Origin of the sequence: Tepidiforma sp., assembly GCF_026419595.1 — a bacterium.
GTDB lineage: Bacteria > Chloroflexota > Dehalococcoidia > Tepidiformales > Tepidiformaceae > Tepidiforma.
Genome location: NZ_JANZZD010000004.1, coordinates 88,247 through 104,593, shown reverse-complemented (window position 1 = coordinate 104,593; position 16,347 = coordinate 88,247). Strand labels below are relative to the sequence as shown.

Sequence of the window (16,347 nt, the reverse complement as noted above, 5' to 3'; positions counted from 1 at the left end):
GAACGAAGCATTGACAGGGGCTGAGCGCGGCCTCAGGATTCCGGCATCGTTGCGCATGGCCTATACGACGCATCAACGACGTCGATGGCTAAACAGGCGCGTAGCAAGGGGGTAGTTGCATTGTCGGAGTACTGGGACAGGTTCTGGAGGGAGCGGCGCAGCCGGCGGCGCTTCCTCGGGGCCGCAACGGGCGCTGCTGCCGGTGCCGCGGGGCTTGCGCTCGTGGGCTGCGGCGACGATGACGACGACGATGGCGGCGCAACGCCGACGGCGGGCGGGGCGACCGCGACGAGCGCGCCGGCGGCGACACCGACGCCGAGCGACCCGTACGCGAACGCGAAGCGGGGCGGCATTCTGAAGGTGGACTCGACGGGCGACCCGCCCTCGATCGACCCGTACGGCAACCTTTCGTTCCTGACGAAGGGGTTCGCGGCCTACGTCTACAGCCGGCTCTTCCGGTACAACACGGGCATCGGGGTGAAGCAGGCCGACCTGCGGCCGGTGGGCGACCTCGCGCAATCGGCGGAGGCGAGCCCGGACGGGCTGACGTGGACGGTGAAGCTGAAGCCGAATCTGAAGTTCCACAACGTGGCGCCGGTGAACGGCCGGGCGATTACCACGGAGGACATCACCTTCTCGTGGGGGAAGATGACGGCCGAGACGTCGGCGAACCGCTCGCAGGTGGCGTTCGTCGACAGGATGGAGACGCCGGACGCTTCGACGGTGGTCTTCAAGCTGAAGGAGCCGAACGCGGCGTTCCTCGACGTGTTCGCCGATGCGAACCTGTTCTGGGTGATGCCGAAGGAGGCGGCCGGCGGGAGCGGCGGGTTCGACCCGACGAAGGTGGCGATCGGCTCCGGCCCGTGGGTGCTGCAGAGCTACACGCCGTCGGTCGGCTTCAAGTTCGCGAAGAACCCGAACTGGCACTTCAGCGGCTTCCCGCTGATGGACGGCGTGGAGATCGCGATCATCCCGGAGTACGCGAACCGGCTGGCGCAGTTCCAGGCGGGGAACACGGATATCTCCGGGCTGAATGCTGAAGACCTGGTGAACGTGAAGAATGCGCTGCCGAAGGTGCAGCTGTACGGCGAGGTCTCGCAGCTGCTCTCGTTCTTCTACATGGATTCGAACCCGGATTCGCCGTGGAACAAGGACCCGCGGGTGCGGCAGGCGATCTCGATGAGCACGGACCGCGCGGCGCTGCTGGACCTGGCGTACAACGTGAAGAAGCTGAAGGACGCGGGGCTGGCGGTCTCGGAGCGGTGGAACAACCTGATCCCGGCGGGGCTGGAGCGGTTCTGGCTGGACCCGCTCTCGAGCGCGCAGGGGGAGACCTCGAAGTATTTCAAGTACGACCCGGCGGAGGCGAAGAAGCTGCTCGCAGCTGCAGGCTACCCGGACGGCTTCAGCACGGTGTACCAGTACACGGCGAACCGGTACGGCTCGGCCTTCAACGCCGTGGCGGAGGCGAACATCCAGTACCTGAACGCCATCGGCATCAAGACGACGACGGACGTGCAGGACTACTCGTCGAAGTACATCACGCAGACGTTCACGGGGAACTTCACGGGGATTGCGTTCGGCTACGAGACGCCGTTCCCGGAGGCGGGCAGCTACCCGATCCGCTTCTTCACGGACAACCCGCTGAACCACAGCAAGGTGAAGGACCCGGAGCTGGAGCAGCTGGCGAAGCAGCAGCAGCGCGAGCTCGACCCGGCGAAGCGGAAGGAGATCTTCTTCGAGATCCAGCGGAAGAACGCCGCGAAGATGTGGTACATCCCGCAGAACATGGGCGCCGGGACCGGCTGGACCGGCTACCAGGAGTGGGTGAAGAACATCGGCGTTCAGACGGTGCCGGGCTCCTACGGCGCGCCGACCGAGGAGCTCCCCTACTTTTGGCTCGATAAGGCCTGACGCTTCAGACCTTATTGAGAACCCCCCTGCTGGGGCCCCCGTTCCGCTATCGAGGGAGCGGAGCGGGGGCCTCGCACCATCCGGTACCATGGTGAGCCATGGCGCGGATGTTTTGGATGGGCGCGGGACGCCGCGCAGCGAATGCGCTCGTGCGGGCAGGGCTCGCGCTCGGGCTCGGCGAAAGGAACACGCGGCTGCTGGTGGTGGCCGGGCGCAAGAGCGGCACGCCGATGTCGACGCCGGTGACGCTGATCATCGAAGGTGAGCAGCGCTGGCTCGTTTCGCCCTATGGGGAGCGCGCCTGGGTGAAGAACCTGCGCGCCGCCGGGGTGTGCGAGCTGCGGCGGGGCCGGCGCTCGGAGCGGGTGCGGGCGCGGGAAGTGAGCGCTGCGGAAGCCGGCCCGGTGCTGAAGCGGTATGCCGAGCGGGTGGCGATCACGCGGCCGTATTTCGATGCGAAGCACACCGACCCGGTGGAGCGGTTCATCGAGGAGGCGGAGCGCCACCCGGTGTTCGCACTCACGCCGGCGGAGCCCTGACGGTGGAGACCCGGCCGCTGCCGGCCGAGCTGCTCGCCGCCGCGGAGGCGGAGTGCGGGCGGCTGGAGGTGCCGGGTGCGGCCATCGGCGTGCTGTTCGAAGGGACGGCCTACGCGGGCGGCGTCGGCGTGACGAACGTCGACCACCCGCTGCCGGTGACGGCGGAGACGCTCTTCCAGGTGGGCTCGACGACGAAGCCGTTCACGGCGACTGCGGTGATGCAGCTGGTCGAGATGGGGCTGGTGGAGCTCGATGCGCCGGTGCGCCGCTACCTGCCGTGGTTCGCGCTCGCCTCGGGGGCGGACGCGGAGCGGGTCACCGTGCGCGACCTGCTGACGCACCACGGAGGCTTCGCGGGGGACTACTTCAAGGACACCGGCCGGGGGGATGACGCGCTGGAGCGGATCGTGCGGAAGATGGCGCGGAGCCCGCAGCTGGTGCCGGCGGGCAGCCACTTTTCGTACTGCAACTCGGGGTTCTACGTGCTGGGGCTCATCGTTGCGGAACTGAGCGGCCGGCCGTACGAGCAGGCGGTGCGGGAGCGGCTGCTGGAGCCGCTCGGCATGGGGATGAGCTTCTTCTTCCCGGAGGAATGCATGGTGCACCGGTTCGCAGCGGGGCACGTGGTGACGGCAGAAGGGCCGCGGCCGGCGCGGCCGTGGGCGACGGCGCGGAGCATCGCGCCCGGGGGCGGACTGATTTCGACGGTGGTCGACCAGCTGCGCTGGGCGGCGTTCCACCTCGGGGAGCTCGAAGCGCGGGAGGTGCTTTCGCCGGGGACGGTGGCGTTCATGCGGCAGCCGCAGCGGCCGGCGGGCAGCATGTGCGCGGAGATCGGCATCAGCTGGATGCTCGACGACGCGGGCGGCGGCGAGCGGCTCGTGAAGCACGGCGGCGCGACGAACGGGCAGCTCTCGGCGTTCGAGCTGGTGCCGGGGCGCCGGTTCGCGGTGACGGTGCTGACGAACGCGGACACCGGCAGGGAGGCGCGGCAAACGATCGCGGACCGGTGCCAGGAGTACTTCCTCGGCTTCGGGAAGCCTGGGGTGCCGGCCGGCGACGCGGGCGACCCGGCGGAGGCGGCGGAGCTGGCGGGAAGGTACGAGGCGACGCTGGCGGTGCTCGAGGTGGAGGCGGCACCGGGCGGCAGGCTGACCATCCGCGACCGCGCGCCGGAGCGAATGCTGGCGGAGCGGGAGCACCGGCCGGTGCCCGCGCCGCCAGCCGCGCTCGCGCGGATGGCGCTCGACCGGTGGGTGGTGGCGGATGGGCCGCGGCGCGGCGAGCGGGTGGAGTTCCTGCGCGACGAGGCCGGGCGGCCGGCCTGGCTCCGGTGGGACGGGCGGCTGGCGCGCCGCTCCGGCCACTGAACCCGGGCGAACTGGATCTGTTCGCGCCGGGAGGAACGGGGCAGGATACGGGGATGCAGCGGACGGAGCGGCTCTTCCAGGTGATCCAGCTGCTGCGGCAACACCCGGTGCTGACGGCGGCCGAGATCGGCAAGGCGCTCGGCGTTTCGGAACGGACGGTGTACCGGGACATCCAGCAGCTGGCGCGGAGCGGCGTGCCGGTCGCGGGAGAAGCGGGGGTGGGGTACACGCTGCGGCGGGGGCTCGAACTGCCGCCCCTGACGTTCACGGGTGAGGAGGTGGCGGCGCTCGTGCTTGGGAGCCGGCTGGTGCAGGCGTGGGCCGACGCGCCGGCCGCGAAGGCCGCAGCAGCGGCGCTCCAGCGGATCGAAGCAGCGCTGCCGCCGGAGCTGCGGGAGCGGCTGGTGGAGACGCCGGTCTACACGCCGGTCCGCGGGCCCGGCGAGCGGTTCGCGGCGCGGCTGAGCGAACTGCGCGAGGCGATCGACGGGCGCCGCTACCTCACGTTGCGGTACACCGACAGCGCGGGAGCGGCGACGGCGCGCCGGGTGCGGCCGCTCGGGCTGTTCTTCTGGGGCTGGTCGTGGACGCTGCTGGCGTGGTGCGAACTGCGGAACGATTTCCGCGAGTTCCGGCTGGACCGCATCGCGGGGGCCGAGGTGGAGGCCGAGCGGTTCCCCCGGGAGCGAGGGCGTGAGATCCACGACTTCCTCCGCAGGGTGTTCCCCGCGGAGGACGTCGGGATGGAGCGGGCGCCGGGCGGCGGCGCGGCTCAGGGCGCTTCGAAGTAGAGGTCGCCCTTCATGAAGGTGTTGGGGTCGGCGCGGAGCCATTTGACGCCGGCGCCCTCCGGGACCTGGAAGTAGATCCAGCCCTGCTTCTTGCCGCCCGGGGTGAGGTCGGCGTAGAAGGGGTCGAGGTCGGGCATATCGACGACGGGCCCGACGACGTCCTGGTCGTGCTCGTTGTCGTTGGTATCCCGGAGCTTCCAGGTGAGGGAGCTGATTTCGCGGGTGCCGACGTTCTCGTGGATGACTTCGAAGCCGATCCAGCGCATGCCGGCCTTCGGCTGGCTGAACTGGTTGCTGGAGACGACCGGGTCCATGATGCGGACGATGGTGACGCGGGACTTGCGGGCGTCGTTGCCTTCGGGGGCGATTTCACCGACGGCGCGTTCGGCGAGCGTGACGCGGACGTCGGCGCTCTTCGAAGAAGAGGACGAACCGCCGGAGCCGTTCGAGCCGTCATCGCTCCCGCCGCCAGCGGCCACGGCGATGATCATGATGACGATGAAGATGCCAACGAGGGCGCCGCAGCCGATGCCGACCTTCTTGAAGAAGCCGCCGCCAGACTTCTGGGCCGGGAGCTGGACCTGGCCGGAGATGATGGCCTGGCGCCGGGCGGCGTACTCCTCGTCGGTGACGAGGCCGCGGGCGCGGAGCTGGTCGAGTTCTTTGAGGAGCTGTTCGGTTTGCGATTTGGCCATAGATGAACCCCGCCGGTGGAATCAGGGGCGATTCTCGGCGGGGTCCGCGTCAGGTCGTGTCGGGATGTCGCGACAGGTTCGCGAAATTCGTGACGGTCAGGGGAGCGAAACGGTGACGGGCCCGGAGGTGACGAGCCAGTAGCGTACGCCGGGCTGGAGGACGCCGAGGGTGTTGAGCGCCGGGTGGAGGCGAGGGCTCCAGCGGAGCCAGCGGCCGGCGGCGGCATCGTAGGCGTAGACGCCGCGGAGGGCGCTGCCGGCGGGGCCGAAGACCTGGTCGACGGGCACCGGCTCGCCGCTCCAGGTGAACGTCGAGATGCCGGCGGCAAAGGTGGCAGCACTCTCCGCCGGCCGGGGAGGAGCGGGCGGAGGCGGCGGCGCGGCGGGCGCCGGGGTCGGCATCGGCGGGAGCGGCTGCGGGGCCGGTGTGAGGGTTGGGGAGGGCGCGGGGCTCGCGGCGACGGCAGGGCGGCCGTAGCCGAACGTGAGGGTCCAGTAGACGCCATACTGGCTGCCGGGGGCGGTATGCCGGGCGACGCCGACGAGGGTGAAGTCCTTCCCGAGCATGATGGCGTTGTGCCCGGGCGAGCCTTTCCAGGCCTGCAGGACGGCGGACGGGCTGGCGAGCGGGGTGCCCGCCGCGAGGTTTTCGCCGCCGGGGTTCGCGGCGCCGCAATCGGGCATGCGTTTCCACGGCGAGCGGCCGAGCGAATCGGTGTGGTCGAGGCCGGCGCGGCCGGCGAGGTCGATGCTCATCCACGCGGCTGCGCGGGTGAGCGCGGCATCGACGGCAACGGGCGGGAGGCCGTTCGCGGCGCGGTAGTCATTGAGGAGCTGGATGAACGCCTGTTCGTCGGCATCGAGCGCGGCGGCGGCTTCGGGGACGTCGCAGTTCGCGAGCGCGGCAGTGGTGCGGTTCGAAGCGGCGAACGGGAAGGCCGCGGCGGCCGTGATGACGGCGGCGAGGGTGAGTGCGCGGAGCGGCATGGGGGTTCCTCCGGCCAGTGGTTCGCAAAAGCGCGTCGGTCGGGGGCGCGTGGCGGGCGCAGTGAAGGCGATAAGGGTGGTCAGGGTGCCGGTGCGTCGTTCCGGGGCTCGCCGCCTTTCGGCCGGGGCCGGGGGCGAGGGTTCGTCTCCTCCTCAGGGCGCCACCGGATTCACCCTAGCCCGGCGGCGCCGGAGAAACGACCGGGAATTTCCCGATTCTTCGTAAACGCTTCGCAAAACGTGCGGGGCGGGCCGGGAAGGGCGGCCGCCGCCGGGGGCATGCCCGGCGCGTATACTGGGCCGCAATCAAGGGTCTTGCGTGACCCGTTCGAGCGAGGAGGCAGGCCATGGCTGGACTGATCGTGCTGGGTGTCGCGGGCGCCATCGTGCTGGTGCTGCTGTTGGGGTCGCTGTTCACGGTGGAGCAGCAGACGGCGGCGATCGTGGAGCGGTTCGGGAAGTTCCGGCGGGTGGCGCGGCCCGGCCTGAACGTGAAGATCCCGCTCATCGAGCGGGTGGCGGGCCGGGTGAACCTGCGCGTCCAGCAGCTGGACGTGAGCGTGGAGACGAAGACGCTCGACAACGTGTTCGTCCACACGATCGTCGCGGTGCAGTACATGGTCATCCCGGACCGGGTGTACGACGCGTTCTACAAGCTGGACCAGCCGACGGTGCAGATCACCGCGTACGTGTTCGATACGGTGCGGGCGCGGGTGCCGAAGATGGAGCTGGATGACGTCTTCGAGCGGAAGGACGAGATCGCGATCGCGGTGAAGAACGAGCTCTCGGGTGAGATGAACGAGTTCGGCTTCCAGATCGTGCAGGCGCTGGTGACGGACATCGACCCGGACAAGAAGGTGAAGGAGTCGATGAACGAAATCAACGCGGCCAAGCGGCTGCGGGAGGCGGCGCAGGAGCGGGGCGAGGCTGACAAGATCCTGAAGGTGAAGGCGGCGGAGGCCGAGGCGGAGAGCAAGGCGCTGCAGGGGCAGGGCATCGCGAACCAGCGGCGCGCGATCATCGACGGGCTGCGGGATTCGGTGGACCAGTTCCAGCAGAGCATCGCGGGGGTGACGCCGGAGGCGATCATGCAGCTGGTGCTGATGACGCAGCACTATGACACGGTGAAGGAGATCGGTGCGGCCTCGCGGGCGAACACGATCTTCGTGCCGTATTCGCCGGCGGGGATGTCGGATTTCTACTCGCAGATTCGCGACGCGCTCATCGCGGCGAACGCGGCGACGACGCAGGCGGACGTCGACCGGCCGGACCGGGGCGGGATGTAGCGGCGGCTCGACCGCCGGTCAGCCCGCGGGGAGGGCGGTGTCTTCGCCGCGCCAGAGGTAGAGGCAGGCGGCGCTGGCGAAGGGCCGCCACGGTGCGCCGATGGCGTGCACCTCAGCGGGCTTCGGCATCGCCGGGAGGCCGTAGCGGCGCATGATGGCGCGGTTGATGCCGAGGTCGTTGACGGGGAGGACGTCGGGGCGCTGGAGCTGGAAGATGAGGAACATCTCGGCGGTCCAGCGGCCGATGCCGCGGACGCGCTGGAGGTGGGCGATGACCTCCTCATCGGGCCAGCGGTGGAGGTTGGCGTCGTCGAGCTCGCCGCTGGCGAAGTGGCTGGCGAGGCTGAGGATGGAGGCGATTTTCTGGCGGGAGAGGCCGGCGGCGCGGAGGGTTTCGGGCGGCGTCGCGAGCACCTCCGCCGGCGCGGGGAAGCCATCGCGGCCGTAGAGGGCGCGGAACCGTTCGAAAATGGTGCCGGCGGCGCGGCCGGAGAGCTGCTGGTAGACGATCGACCGGCAGAGGGCCTCGAAGTGGCCCGGCCGGGGCGGGCGGACGTCGAGCGGGCCGACGGCTTCGACGAGGGCGGCCATGACGGGGTCGGCGGCGGCGAGGTGGGCGGCCGCGCGGGCGAGGTCGAGCGCCATGCTGCCGATGGTACGCGAGGCCGCGCGGGCGCGCCGCGGGTGATCGGTTCGCGGCAGGCGCGGAGAATGGGGCGCATGGAACGGTTTTCGCTGGAAGGGAAGACGGCGCTCATCACGGGCGGCTCGCGGGGCATCGGCTACGGCATCGCGCGCGCGTTCATCGAGGCGGGGGCGCGGGTCATCATCGCGGCGCGGAGCGAGGGACCGCTGCAGGAGGCCGCGGCGTCGCTGGGCGTGAACTGCATCGGCCTCCGCTGCGACGTCGGCGACCCGGAGGACGTGGCGGCGCTCATCGAGCGGGCGTGGGCGCTCGGGCCGCTGGACGTGCTGGTGAACAACGCGGGCATCAGCCCGTACTACAAGCGGGTCGAAGCGGTGAGCGTGGCGGAGTTCGACCAGGTGCTGCAGGTGAACCTGCGGGGCGCGTACTTCGCCAGCGTGGAGGCTGCGAAGCGGATGTTCGCTGCCGGGCGGGGCGGGAGCATCATCAACGTGAGTTCGGTAGCGGGCATCGTGCCGCTGGAGCGGCAGGGGGTGTACGCGGCGGCGAAAGCGGGGCTCCACCAGCTGACGAAAGTGATGGCGCTCGAGTGGGCGGACCGCGGCGTGCGGGTGAACGCGATCGCGCCGGGCTGGGTGGAGACGGACCTCGTGGACGAGCTGTTCGCGAGCCGCCACGGCGAGCGGCTGCGGGCGGACATCCCGATGGGGCGGCTGGCGACGCCGGACGACGTGGCGGGCGCTGCGGTCTGGCTGGCGAGCGAAGCGGCGAGCTACGTGACGGGCAGCATCGTGGTCATCGACGGCGGGCGGCAGCTGCGGTGAGCGCGGACCCGCTGGCGCTCGAGCTGCTGGCGCTGGCCGAGACGGCGGCCCGTGAGGCCGGCGCGCTCATCGCGCGGTACGCGGCGGAAGGGTTCGCCATCGGGACGAAGTCGACGGTCACGGACATGGTGACGGAGGCCGACCGGGCGGCGGAGGCGCTGCTCATCGAGTGGCTGCTGGGAGCGCGGCCGGGCGACGGCTTCGTCGGCGAGGAGGGCGCGCGGGAGGCCGGAAGGTCGGGCGTGCGGTGGGTGGTGGACCCGCTGGACGGGACGACGAACTTCATCTACGGCATCCCCGCGTACGCGGTCTCGATCGCGGCGGAGCGGGAGGGCGTGGTGGTGGCGGGGGTGGTGCACGACGTCGCGCACGGGCTGACGTACGGCGCGGCGCTGGGCGGCGGGGCGGCCTGCAACGGGCGGCCAATCCGGGCGCGGGACGGGGCGGCGCTCGCGACCGCGCTGCTGGCGACGGGGTTCGCCTACGACCCGGCGCGGCGGGCGGCGCAGGCAGCGATGACGGCGCGCATCCTGCCGCGGGTGCGCGACATCCGGCGGATGGGCTCGGCGGCGCTCGACCTCGCGCACGTCGCCTGCGGGATGCTGGACGGCTACTACGAATACCGCCTGAACCCGTGGGACATCGCGGCAGGCGGGCTCATCGCGCGCGAAGCGGGGGCGCTGACGGGCGGCTTCGGCGGCTACGGGTTCGAAGACGGCTACGTGGTGGCGGCGGGGCCGGGGCTCTTCGGCGCGCTGGCGGAGCTCGTGGACCGGGCGTACCGGGAGACTGCCGGGACGTGACGAAGGGGCCGGGCGATGCCGGCCCCCTCGCGGAGCTTCGACGGGCGCGGGGCGGTTAGACCTCGCGGAACTCGCCTTCGACGGTGCCCTCCTCGGCCGGGCCGGAGGCCGCGCCATCGGCGGAGGCCCCGGCGGCACCGGCGCCAGCGGCGCCGTAGACGGCCTCGCCGATCTTCTGCATGGAGGCGGAGAGGGCGTCCATCGCGGAGCGCATGCGGGCGACGTCGTCGGCTTCGATGGCTTCGCGGACGGCCTTCACCTTCTCTTCGACCTCGGTCTTGAGGTGGGCCGGGATCTTGTCGGCGTTGTCGCGGAGGGTCTTTTCGGCCTGGTAGGCCATGGTGTCGGCGGTGTTCTTCACCTCGATGGCTTCGCGCTTGCGGCGGTCCTCTTCGGCGTAGAGCTCAGCCTCGCGCTGCATCCGCTCGATCTCCTCCTTGGTGAGGCCGGAGGAGGGCTGGATGGTGATCTTCTGCTCGCGGCCGGTGCCCTTGTCGCGGGCGGAGACGCTGACGATGCCGTTGGCGTCGATATCGAAGGTGACTTCGATTTGAGGGACGCCGCGGGGCGCGGGGAGGATGCCGTCGAGGATGAAGCGGCCGAGGGACTTGTTGTCGGCAGCCATCGGCCGTTCGCCCTGGAGGACGTGGATTTCGACGCTCGGCTGGTTATCGGCCGCGGTCGAGAAGACCTGGCTCTTGGAGGTCGGGATGGTGGTGTTGCGCGGGATGATCGGGGTCATGACGCCGCCGAGGGTCTCGATGCCGAGGGTGAGCGGGGTGACATCGAGGAGGAGGACGTCCTTGACTTCGCCCTTGAGGACGCCGGCCTGGACGGCGGCACCGATGGCGACGACCTCATCGGGGTTGACGCCCTTGTGGGGCTCTTTGCCGAAGAAGTCGGCGACGAGCTTCTGGACGGCGGGCATGCGGGTCTGGCCGCCGACGAGGACGACTTCGTCGATATCGGAGGCCTTCTTGCCGGCGTCGGCGAGGGCCTTCTTGACGGGCTCGAGGGTGCTCTGGAGCAGGTCGTGGACGAGCTGCTCGAGCTTGGCCCGGGTGAGGGTGATGTTGAGGTGCTTCGGCCCGCTGGCGTCGGCGGTGATGAAGGGGAGGTTGATTTCCGTCTGCTGGGCGGAGGAGAGCTCGATCTTGGCTTTTTCGGCTTCGGCCTTCAGGCGCTGGAGGGCCTGGCGGTCCTGGCGAAGGTCGATGCCCTCCTGCTTTTTGAACTCGTCGATGAGCCAGTCGATGATGCGCTGGTCGAAGTCGTCGCCGCCGAGGTGGGTATCGCCGTTGGTGGAGAGGACCTGGAAGGTGCCGTCGCCGATTTCGAGGATGGAGATATCGAAGGTGCCGCCGCCGAGGTCGTAGACGGCGATGAGTTCGTCCTTCTTCTTATCGAGGCCGTAGGCGAGGGAGGCGGCGGTGGGCTCGTTGATGATGCGCAGGACTTCGAGGCCGGCGATCTTGCCGGCGTCCTTGGTGGCCTGGCGCTGGGCGTCGTTGAAGTAGGCGGGGACGGTGATGACGGCTTCGGTGACGGGCTCGCCGAGGTAGGCCTCCGCATCGGCCTTGAGCTTTTGGAGGATCATGGCGCTGATCTCGGGCGGGCTGTAGGTGCGGCCGCCGAGGGTGACCTGGCAGTCGCCGTTGGGGGCTGCGGAGACCTTGTAGGGGACGAGCTTGAGGTCGCGCTGGACTTCAGGGTCGGTGAATTTGCGGCCCATGAAGCGCTTGATGCTGAAGATGGTGTTTTCGGGGTTGGTGATGGCCTGCCGCTTGGCGACCTGGCCGACGAGGCGCTCGCCGCTCTTGGTGATGGCGACGACGGAGGGCGTGGTGCGCGCGCCTTCGGCGTTGGGGATGACGACGGGTTCGCCGCCTTCCATGATGGCCATGCAGCTGTTGGTGGTGCCGAGATCGATGCCGAGGACTTTACCCATGTGATGTGTGCTCCTGGTTGGGTGTGAGGGGGTTAGCTGCCGGGGTTGCCGGCCTGGCCGGTGGCGCCGCTGCCATCGCCGACGATGACCATGGCAGGGCGGAGGACTTTGCCGCCGAGGTTGTAGCCCTTCTGGACGACGTGGAGGACGCGGCCTTCGGGGCCGGCCTGGCGGGCGACGGCTTCGTGGCAGGCGGGGTCGAATTCGGCGCCTTCAGCGGGGATTTCGCTGAGGCCCATGGATTCGAGGAGCCGCCAGAATTTCTGGTGGATGTTGATGATGCCCTGGACCCAGTTGAGCCCGGCGAGGTGGGAATCGACGGATGCGACCGCCCGCTCGAGGTCGTCGAAGACGGGGAGGAGGTTGATGACGAGGGCGGCGTTGGCGAGCCGCTGGGCCTCGCTGCGCTCCTGTTCGACGCGGCGCTTGTAGTTGGCGAAGTCGGCGGCGGTGCGCTGCCAGCTGCGGTAGTAGGATTCGGCTTTTTCGCGCTCGGCCTGGAGTTCGCTGGCCGGGTCGGCGGGCGGGTCCGTGCGGTCGCTGCCGAGGGCGCCGGGGTTGGCGGTCCGCTCATCGGGGTCGGCGGTTGGGTTGGGTTCGACGGTGCGGTCGTCACCGGGTTCGCTCATGGTGCCTCCTGGGGTCGGGTGGGACGGGGGACGTCAATCGCCCCCGCCATAGAATTCGCGGATGAGTTCGGTGAGGACGTCGCTCACGTAGCGGACGTGGGCGACGGCGTCGCTGTAGTGCATGCGGGTGGGGCCGAGCAGGCCGACGATGCCGGCGGCGCCGCCGGGCGGCCCGTAGCGTGCGAGGACGAAGGACATCTCCTGGTAGGGGCCTTCGCGGTTTTCGTCGCCGATGACGATGGCGACGGAGGCATCGGCAACGGCCTCGGCGGGGATGGCGTCGCGGAGGCGGCGCTCGTCGACGGCTTCGAGGGCATCGAGGAGCCGGTCGGCTTTTTCGAATTCAGGCTGGCGAAGGAGGTCGCGGACGCCTTCGACGACGGGTTCCTCGACGCGGGCGGCCTGTTCGCGGAGGAGGAGGTCGCCGAGGGCGGCGAGGACGGCGGCTTCGACGGCGCCGAGGGGCTCGATGGACTCGGCTTTGGGGAATTCGGCGACGCTCTTACCGCCGAGTTCGGCGTTGAGGCGAAGGGCCAGGCGGGAGAGGTACTCCTGCGAGGCGGCGACGGGGAAATCGAGGATGCGCTGGTGGACGCCGCCATCGGAGGTGACGACGACGAGGAGGGCGCGGGTTTCCGTGAGCTCGACGAGCTGGAGCTGCTTGAGGCGGACCTCGGCGACGCGGGGCTGGGTGACGAGGGCCATGTTGTGGAGGCTGTTGGCGAGGACGGAGGCGGCGAGGCCGACCCACTCCTCGAGGTCGCGCGAGGCCTGGTGGAACTGGTGGAGGATGGTGAACTGCTCCTGCGGGGTGAGGGAGCGTTCGGGCATGAGGGCGGAGACGTAGTAGCGGTAGCCGCGGTGGGAGGGGATGCGGCCGGCGGAGGTGTGGGGGTGGGTGATCATGCCCTCGTCTTCGAGGGCGGCCATTTCGTTGCGGACGGTGGCGGGGGAGAGGGGGAGGCGGTGGCGTTCGACGAGCGCCTGGGAGCCGACAGGCTGCGCCGAGCCGACGAAGTCGTCGACGATGAGGGCGAGGATGCGGGCCCGGCGCTCTGACAATGGCATTATCAACCTCTCGCTGCCATGTTAGCACTCTTTCGGATGGAGTGCTAACAGCCGTGGAGAAAGTGTACCACGGGGGAGGAGGGAGGAGGGAGGAGGGAGAAGGGAGAAGGGGAGAGAGGGGGAGAGTGTGAACGGGGAAGCGGAAGGGGAGGGCCGACGTCGTCGCGGGGCTCCGTCCCCGCGGGGCGCCATGCGCCCAACGGGTGTGGCGGGAACCGGGAGACGGGAAGCGGGAAGCGGGAGGCGGGAACCGGGAGGCGGGAGACGGGTGGATTCGGAGGGCAGGGTGGGCCTCACCGGCCCTCCGCGGGGACGGAGCCCCGCGACTACGGGGGTGCGAGGTGGGCGTTGGCAGGTGGGAGGGTGCGTACGGCGGATCCTGAACCCGTCTACCTTCAACCTCCAACCTTCAACCGGGGGCGGGGCGGGGGGGAGGGGCCGGGGCTTTAGCGGCGGCGGTGTTTCGTCTTTTCGTCGAAGCGCTGCCAGCCTTCGTCCATGGCCTCGCGGGCGGCCTGGCGGCCGGCTTCGAGCATGTCGCGGGCGGTATCGCCGATGCCGAGGACGATGGCCCGGGCCCAGGCAATGAGCGGGTGCTCCTCGCGCTCCGGGGGTTCGGGGGCGAGCGGTTCGGGCGCGGGGCCGGTGCCGGGGGGCGCGTCGTCGGGGCTCATTTCTTCTTCTTCCCGTGGCGCCGGCCGCGGATGCGGTCGGGGAGGCTGGTGACGGCGGCGAGGCCGCTGCGGACGCCGCGGGCGACGGCGTAGACGCGGATGATGGGGCTGGCCACGGTTTCGCCGGCGAACTCGGCCGTCCCCCGGATGTTGTCGAGCGACTGGCGGAGCGAATCGAGCGCGGGGGCGGCGTTTTCGCGGACGACTTTACGAACGGCGAAGACGAGCGCGATGAGGGCCGCCATGAAGACGACGGCGAGGATGCCGGCGAGGACCCAGAAGAGGCCGAGGAGGACGATGACGATATCGCGCCATTCACTCCAGGAGTCGGGGGCGGCCCAGGCATCGGGGACGGCGCGGTCGGGGATGATGTTCGCACCGAAGTAGCCATCGGCGATGGCGCCGACGACGAGGTAAACGAGGAACAGGAGGATCGCGGCGAATACGACGGTCACGATGAAACGCATGCCGGGCACCTCCGAGCGTAGGGCCGATGATAGGTGCGAACTGCGGCCTGAGCAAAGCGCTTCCCTCCCGGTGAACCGTAGGTGAGAATCTGGTGAATTCACGACGGGTTATGTATGAACGGCGCTCCCTATCAGGGGAATCCCGAATGCCGAACCGGTGTCCGCTGGCGGAGAATCCGGTGGAAAGGACGCGCGGTACGGCGCGACATGGGGACGCGTGCACCGGAATTTCGAAGCAACCGCAGTGGCCTGGCCCGGGAGGGTCGGCGAGCGGCCGGAGGAGCAGGGGCCATTGGCGGCGACGATCCTCGTAGTTGATGACGACGACCCGGTGCGGGTGATGCTCGCGCGGCTCCTGCGCACGCACGGCTACACCGTGTTGCAGGCTGCGCACGCAAACGAGGCGCGGGCGATCCTCGCGGAGCAGCCGGTGGACCTCGTCGTCTCGGACATCGTGATGCCGGGCGAATCGGGCATCGAGCTGCGGCGCGCGATGCTGGAGCAGTTCCCCGAGCTGCCGTTCATCCTGATCAGCGGGTACAGCGCGGAAGGGCCGGCAGAGTTCGCCGCGCGGACGCCGCACACGGTGTTCGTGCAGAAGCCGTTCGCGGCGGAGCAGTTCCTCGCGCTGGTGGAGACGACGCTGGGCGCGGGGCGGTAGCGCGGCCGGGAGGGCCGTTCGCACCTCCCGTTTTGCACCGATCGGTTATTGTCGCGATAACGGACGGGCGGGCAGACTCCGGGCGATTCCATTCGACCGGAGGCTGGACTCATGGCAAACGTCGTGCGCTGGAACCCGTTCGAGGAGATGTGGAGCCTCGTGCCGCGCGACTGGCTGGCGCGGCTGGGGCTGCCCGGGGAGACGGAATGGAGCCCCCGCTGCGATGTGACGGAGCGGGATGACGCGATCGTCGTGCAGGCGGAGCTCCCGGGCGTCGCGCCGGCGGACATGGAGGTGACCGTCGAGGACGGGATGCTGACGCTGCGGGGCGAGAAGCGCTCGGAGCGGAAGGAGGAGGAGAAGGGCCGCACCTACAGCGAGCGGTTCTTCGGCTCGTTCGAGCGGCGGATCGCGATCCCGGAGACGGTGGACGCGGAGCGGATTTCGGCCTCGATGAAGGACGGCGTACTCGAAGTGGTGCTGCCGAAGCGGGAGCCGGAGCCGAAAGCGCCGGCGCGGAAGATCGAGATCAAGGCCGGCTGAGGGGCGCCGGGACCAGGGAGGGCAGGGAGATGGCCGCGCTCGCGGGGCAGGAGCCCGGGACGGGCTGGTACGTGGAAACGGCGACCGGACGGGTGGTGCGCCGGGCGCCCCGCGGGGCGCATACTGGGGATGGCGGGCCCGCGGACCGGGCCGCCGAGGAGGCACCGATCATGGCTGAGAACGAGCTCGACCCGCGGGAAGACCTGAAAGGGGCGAAGGAGTTCATCGAGCATCTCCACCCGCTCAAGGCGGTGAAGGAGGCGATGGAGAAGGCCGCGGAGCTGCTCGACCCGGCGGAATCGGATCCGCGCGTGGTGGTGCCGGAGCCGGACACGGTCTCGGAGATGGCCGAGGGCGGACCGGGCGGGAAGCCGCCGAAACCGCGGGAGGCGCACCCGATGCCGGATGCGAAAGAGCTGGGCAAGGAGCACCGGGGGTATTGATCGCAGTTCCCGCTTTTTCACGTTCGGCGGGGCAGAAAACCTCTTGACAGGCCTCGCGG

At 70.1% G+C, this 16,347-nt stretch carries 18 protein-coding genes; 10 read left to right on the top strand and 8 right to left on the bottom strand.

Going from position 1 to position 16,347, the window contains the following annotated elements; genetic code table 11:
* Nucleotides 1–120 precede the first annotated feature (120 nt).
* The 4 genes from N2041_RS03670 to N2041_RS03655 all read left to right on the top strand — a co-directional run bounded on the left by N2041_RS03670 (nt 121) and on the right by N2041_RS03655 (nt 4,614).
* Nucleotides 121–1,914 (top strand): ABC transporter substrate-binding protein, encoded by a 1,794-nt coding sequence (locus N2041_RS03670; protein WP_297675921.1) that lies wholly within the window; start codon nt 121–123, stop codon nt 1,912–1,914.
* 98 nt (nt 1,915–2,012) lie between these two features.
* Nucleotides 2,013–2,453, top strand: a complete 441-nt coding sequence (locus N2041_RS03665) for a nitroreductase family deazaflavin-dependent oxidoreductase (protein ID WP_297675919.1) — start codon at nt 2,013–2,015, stop codon at nt 2,451–2,453.
* A 2-nt stretch (nt 2,454–2,455) separates the two neighbouring features.
* Nucleotides 2,456–3,823, top strand: a complete 1,368-nt coding sequence (locus tag N2041_RS03660) for a serine hydrolase (RefSeq protein WP_297675917.1) — start codon at nt 2,456–2,458, stop codon at nt 3,821–3,823.
* Between the two features lie 53 nt (nt 3,824–3,876).
* Entirely contained in the window at nt 3,877–4,614 is a 738-nt protein-coding gene (locus tag N2041_RS03655) for a YafY family protein (protein ID WP_297675915.1), read from the top strand.
* Here the strand turns inward: N2041_RS03655 and N2041_RS03650 are convergent.
* Nucleotides 4,596–5,309 (bottom strand): DUF4352 domain-containing protein, encoded by a 714-nt coding sequence (locus N2041_RS03650; protein WP_297675913.1) that lies wholly within the window; start codon nt 5,307–5,309, stop codon nt 4,596–4,598. The genes N2041_RS03655 and N2041_RS03650 overlap by 19 nt on opposite strands.
* 96 nt (nt 5,310–5,405) lie before the next feature.
* The gene (locus N2041_RS03645) at nt 5,406–6,296 is read right to left on the bottom strand and encodes a CAP domain-containing protein (RefSeq protein WP_297675911.1); all 891 of its coding nucleotides are present in this window, start codon (nt 6,294–6,296) and stop codon (nt 5,406–5,408) included.
* A 347-nt stretch (nt 6,297–6,643) separates the two neighbouring features.
* Between N2041_RS03645 and N2041_RS03640 the strand changes: the two genes are divergently transcribed.
* Entirely contained in the window at nt 6,644–7,582 is a 939-nt protein-coding gene (locus N2041_RS03640; protein ID WP_297675909.1) for an SPFH domain-containing protein, read from the top strand.
* A gap of 18 nt (nt 7,583–7,600) precedes the next feature.
* On the opposite strand, the gene N2041_RS03635 is transcribed toward N2041_RS03640, so the two are convergent.
* Nucleotides 7,601–8,227, bottom strand: a complete 627-nt coding sequence (locus N2041_RS03635; protein ID WP_297675907.1) for a DNA-3-methyladenine glycosylase 2 family protein — start codon at nt 8,225–8,227, stop codon at nt 7,601–7,603.
* A gap of 75 nt (nt 8,228–8,302) precedes the next feature.
* Here N2041_RS03635 and N2041_RS03630 point away from each other — a divergent pair, with 75 nt between their 5' ends.
* Together N2041_RS03630 and N2041_RS03625 are read left to right on the top strand one after the other, a co-directional pair.
* On the top strand, nt 8,303–9,052 hold the full coding sequence (locus tag N2041_RS03630) for an SDR family NAD(P)-dependent oxidoreductase (RefSeq protein ID WP_297675905.1): 750 nt from the start codon (nt 8,303–8,305) through the stop codon (nt 9,050–9,052).
* Nucleotides 9,049–9,855: an inositol monophosphatase family protein gene (locus tag N2041_RS03625; protein WP_297675903.1), complete on the top strand. Its 807-nt coding sequence runs from the start codon at nt 9,049–9,051 to the stop codon at nt 9,853–9,855. The genes N2041_RS03630 and N2041_RS03625 overlap by 4 nt, the downstream gene beginning before the upstream one ends.
* Before the next feature lie 55 nt (nt 9,856–9,910).
* Here the strand turns inward: N2041_RS03625 and dnaK are convergent, their stop codons facing one another.
* The 5 genes from dnaK to N2041_RS03600 form a co-directional block, all read right to left on the bottom strand.
* Entirely contained in the window at nt 9,911–11,803 is a 1,893-nt protein-coding gene (dnaK, locus tag N2041_RS03620; RefSeq protein ID WP_297675902.1) for a molecular chaperone DnaK, read from the bottom strand.
* A gap of 32 nt (nt 11,804–11,835) precedes the next feature.
* Nucleotides 11,836–12,432, bottom strand: coding sequence for a nucleotide exchange factor GrpE (locus N2041_RS03615; protein WP_297675900.1), 597 nt, complete (start codon nt 12,430–12,432; stop codon nt 11,836–11,838).
* A gap of 33 nt (nt 12,433–12,465) precedes the next feature.
* The gene (gene hrcA, locus N2041_RS03610; RefSeq protein ID WP_297675898.1) at nt 12,466–13,500 is read right to left on the bottom strand and encodes a heat-inducible transcriptional repressor HrcA; all 1,035 of its coding nucleotides are present in this window, start codon (nt 13,498–13,500) and stop codon (nt 12,466–12,468) included.
* A 446-nt stretch (nt 13,501–13,946) separates the two neighbouring features.
* The gene (locus N2041_RS03605; RefSeq protein WP_297675896.1) at nt 13,947–14,174 is read right to left on the bottom strand and encodes a hypothetical protein; all 228 of its coding nucleotides are present in this window, start codon (nt 14,172–14,174) and stop codon (nt 13,947–13,949) included.
* Nucleotides 14,171–14,641 carry a hypothetical protein gene (locus N2041_RS03600; RefSeq protein ID WP_297675894.1) on the bottom strand — a complete coding sequence of 157 codons (471 nt, stop codon included), beginning with the start codon at nt 14,639–14,641 and terminating at the stop codon, nt 14,171–14,173. The genes N2041_RS03605 and N2041_RS03600 overlap by 4 nt, the downstream gene beginning before the upstream one ends.
* A 292-nt stretch (nt 14,642–14,933) precedes the next feature.
* Between N2041_RS03600 and N2041_RS03595 the strand changes: the two genes are divergently transcribed.
* The 3 genes from N2041_RS03595 (at nt 14,934) to N2041_RS03585 (ending at nt 16,288) form a co-directional block, all read left to right on the top strand.
* Nucleotides 14,934–15,302 (top strand): response regulator, encoded by a 369-nt coding sequence (locus N2041_RS03595; protein ID WP_297675892.1) that lies wholly within the window; start codon nt 14,934–14,936, stop codon nt 15,300–15,302.
* Nucleotides 15,303–15,413: 111 nt separating this feature from the next.
* On the top strand, nt 15,414–15,845 hold the full coding sequence (locus N2041_RS03590; protein WP_297675891.1) for an Hsp20/alpha crystallin family protein: 432 nt from the start codon (nt 15,414–15,416) through the stop codon (nt 15,843–15,845).
* A 170-nt stretch (nt 15,846–16,015) separates the two neighbouring features.
* Entirely contained in the window at nt 16,016–16,288 is a 273-nt protein-coding gene (locus N2041_RS03585; protein ID WP_297675889.1) for a hypothetical protein, read from the top strand.
* Nucleotides 16,289–16,347 lie beyond the last annotated feature (59 nt).

What these genes read in the sequence shown, in the direction of transcription:
- N2041_RS03665 (WP_297675919.1), top strand. Translation starts at nt 2,013, where the DNA reads ATGGCGCGGATGTTTTGGATGGGCGCGGGACGCCGCGCAGCGAATGCG.
- N2041_RS03655 (WP_297675915.1), top strand. Translation starts at nt 3,877, where the DNA reads ATGCAGCGGACGGAGCGGCTCTTCCAGGTGATCCAGCTGCTGCGGCAA.
- N2041_RS03650 (WP_297675913.1), bottom strand. Translation starts at nt 5,309, where the DNA reads ATGGCCAAATCGCAAACCGAACAGCTCCTCAAAGAACTCGACCAGCTC.
- N2041_RS03645 (WP_297675911.1), bottom strand. Translation starts at nt 6,296, where the DNA reads ATGCCGCTCCGCGCACTCACCCTCGCCGCCGTCATCACGGCCGCCGCG.
- N2041_RS03640 (WP_297675909.1), top strand. Translation starts at nt 6,644, where the DNA reads ATGGCTGGACTGATCGTGCTGGGTGTCGCGGGCGCCATCGTGCTGGTG.
- N2041_RS03635 (WP_297675907.1), bottom strand. Translation starts at nt 8,227, where the DNA reads ATGGCGCTCGACCTCGCCCGCGCGGCCGCCCACCTCGCCGCCGCCGAC.
- N2041_RS03630 (WP_297675905.1), top strand. Translation starts at nt 8,303, where the DNA reads ATGGAACGGTTTTCGCTGGAAGGGAAGACGGCGCTCATCACGGGCGGC.
- dnaK (WP_297675902.1), bottom strand. Translation starts at nt 11,803, where the DNA reads ATGGGTAAAGTCCTCGGCATCGATCTCGGCACCACCAACAGCTGCATG.
- N2041_RS03615 (WP_297675900.1), bottom strand. Translation starts at nt 12,432, where the DNA reads ATGAGCGAACCCGGTGACGACCGCACCGTCGAACCCAACCCAACCGCC.
- hrcA (WP_297675898.1), bottom strand. Translation starts at nt 13,500, where the DNA reads ATGCCATTGTCAGAGCGCCGGGCCCGCATCCTCGCCCTCATCGTCGAC.
- N2041_RS03605 (WP_297675896.1), bottom strand. Translation starts at nt 14,174, where the DNA reads ATGAGCCCCGACGACGCGCCCCCCGGCACCGGCCCCGCGCCCGAACCG.
- N2041_RS03600 (WP_297675894.1), bottom strand. Translation starts at nt 14,641, where the DNA reads ATGCGTTTCATCGTGACCGTCGTATTCGCCGCGATCCTCCTGTTCCTC.
- N2041_RS03590 (WP_297675891.1), top strand. Translation starts at nt 15,414, where the DNA reads ATGGCAAACGTCGTGCGCTGGAACCCGTTCGAGGAGATGTGGAGCCTC.
- N2041_RS03585 (WP_297675889.1), top strand. Translation starts at nt 16,016, where the DNA reads ATGGCTGAGAACGAGCTCGACCCGCGGGAAGACCTGAAAGGGGCGAAG.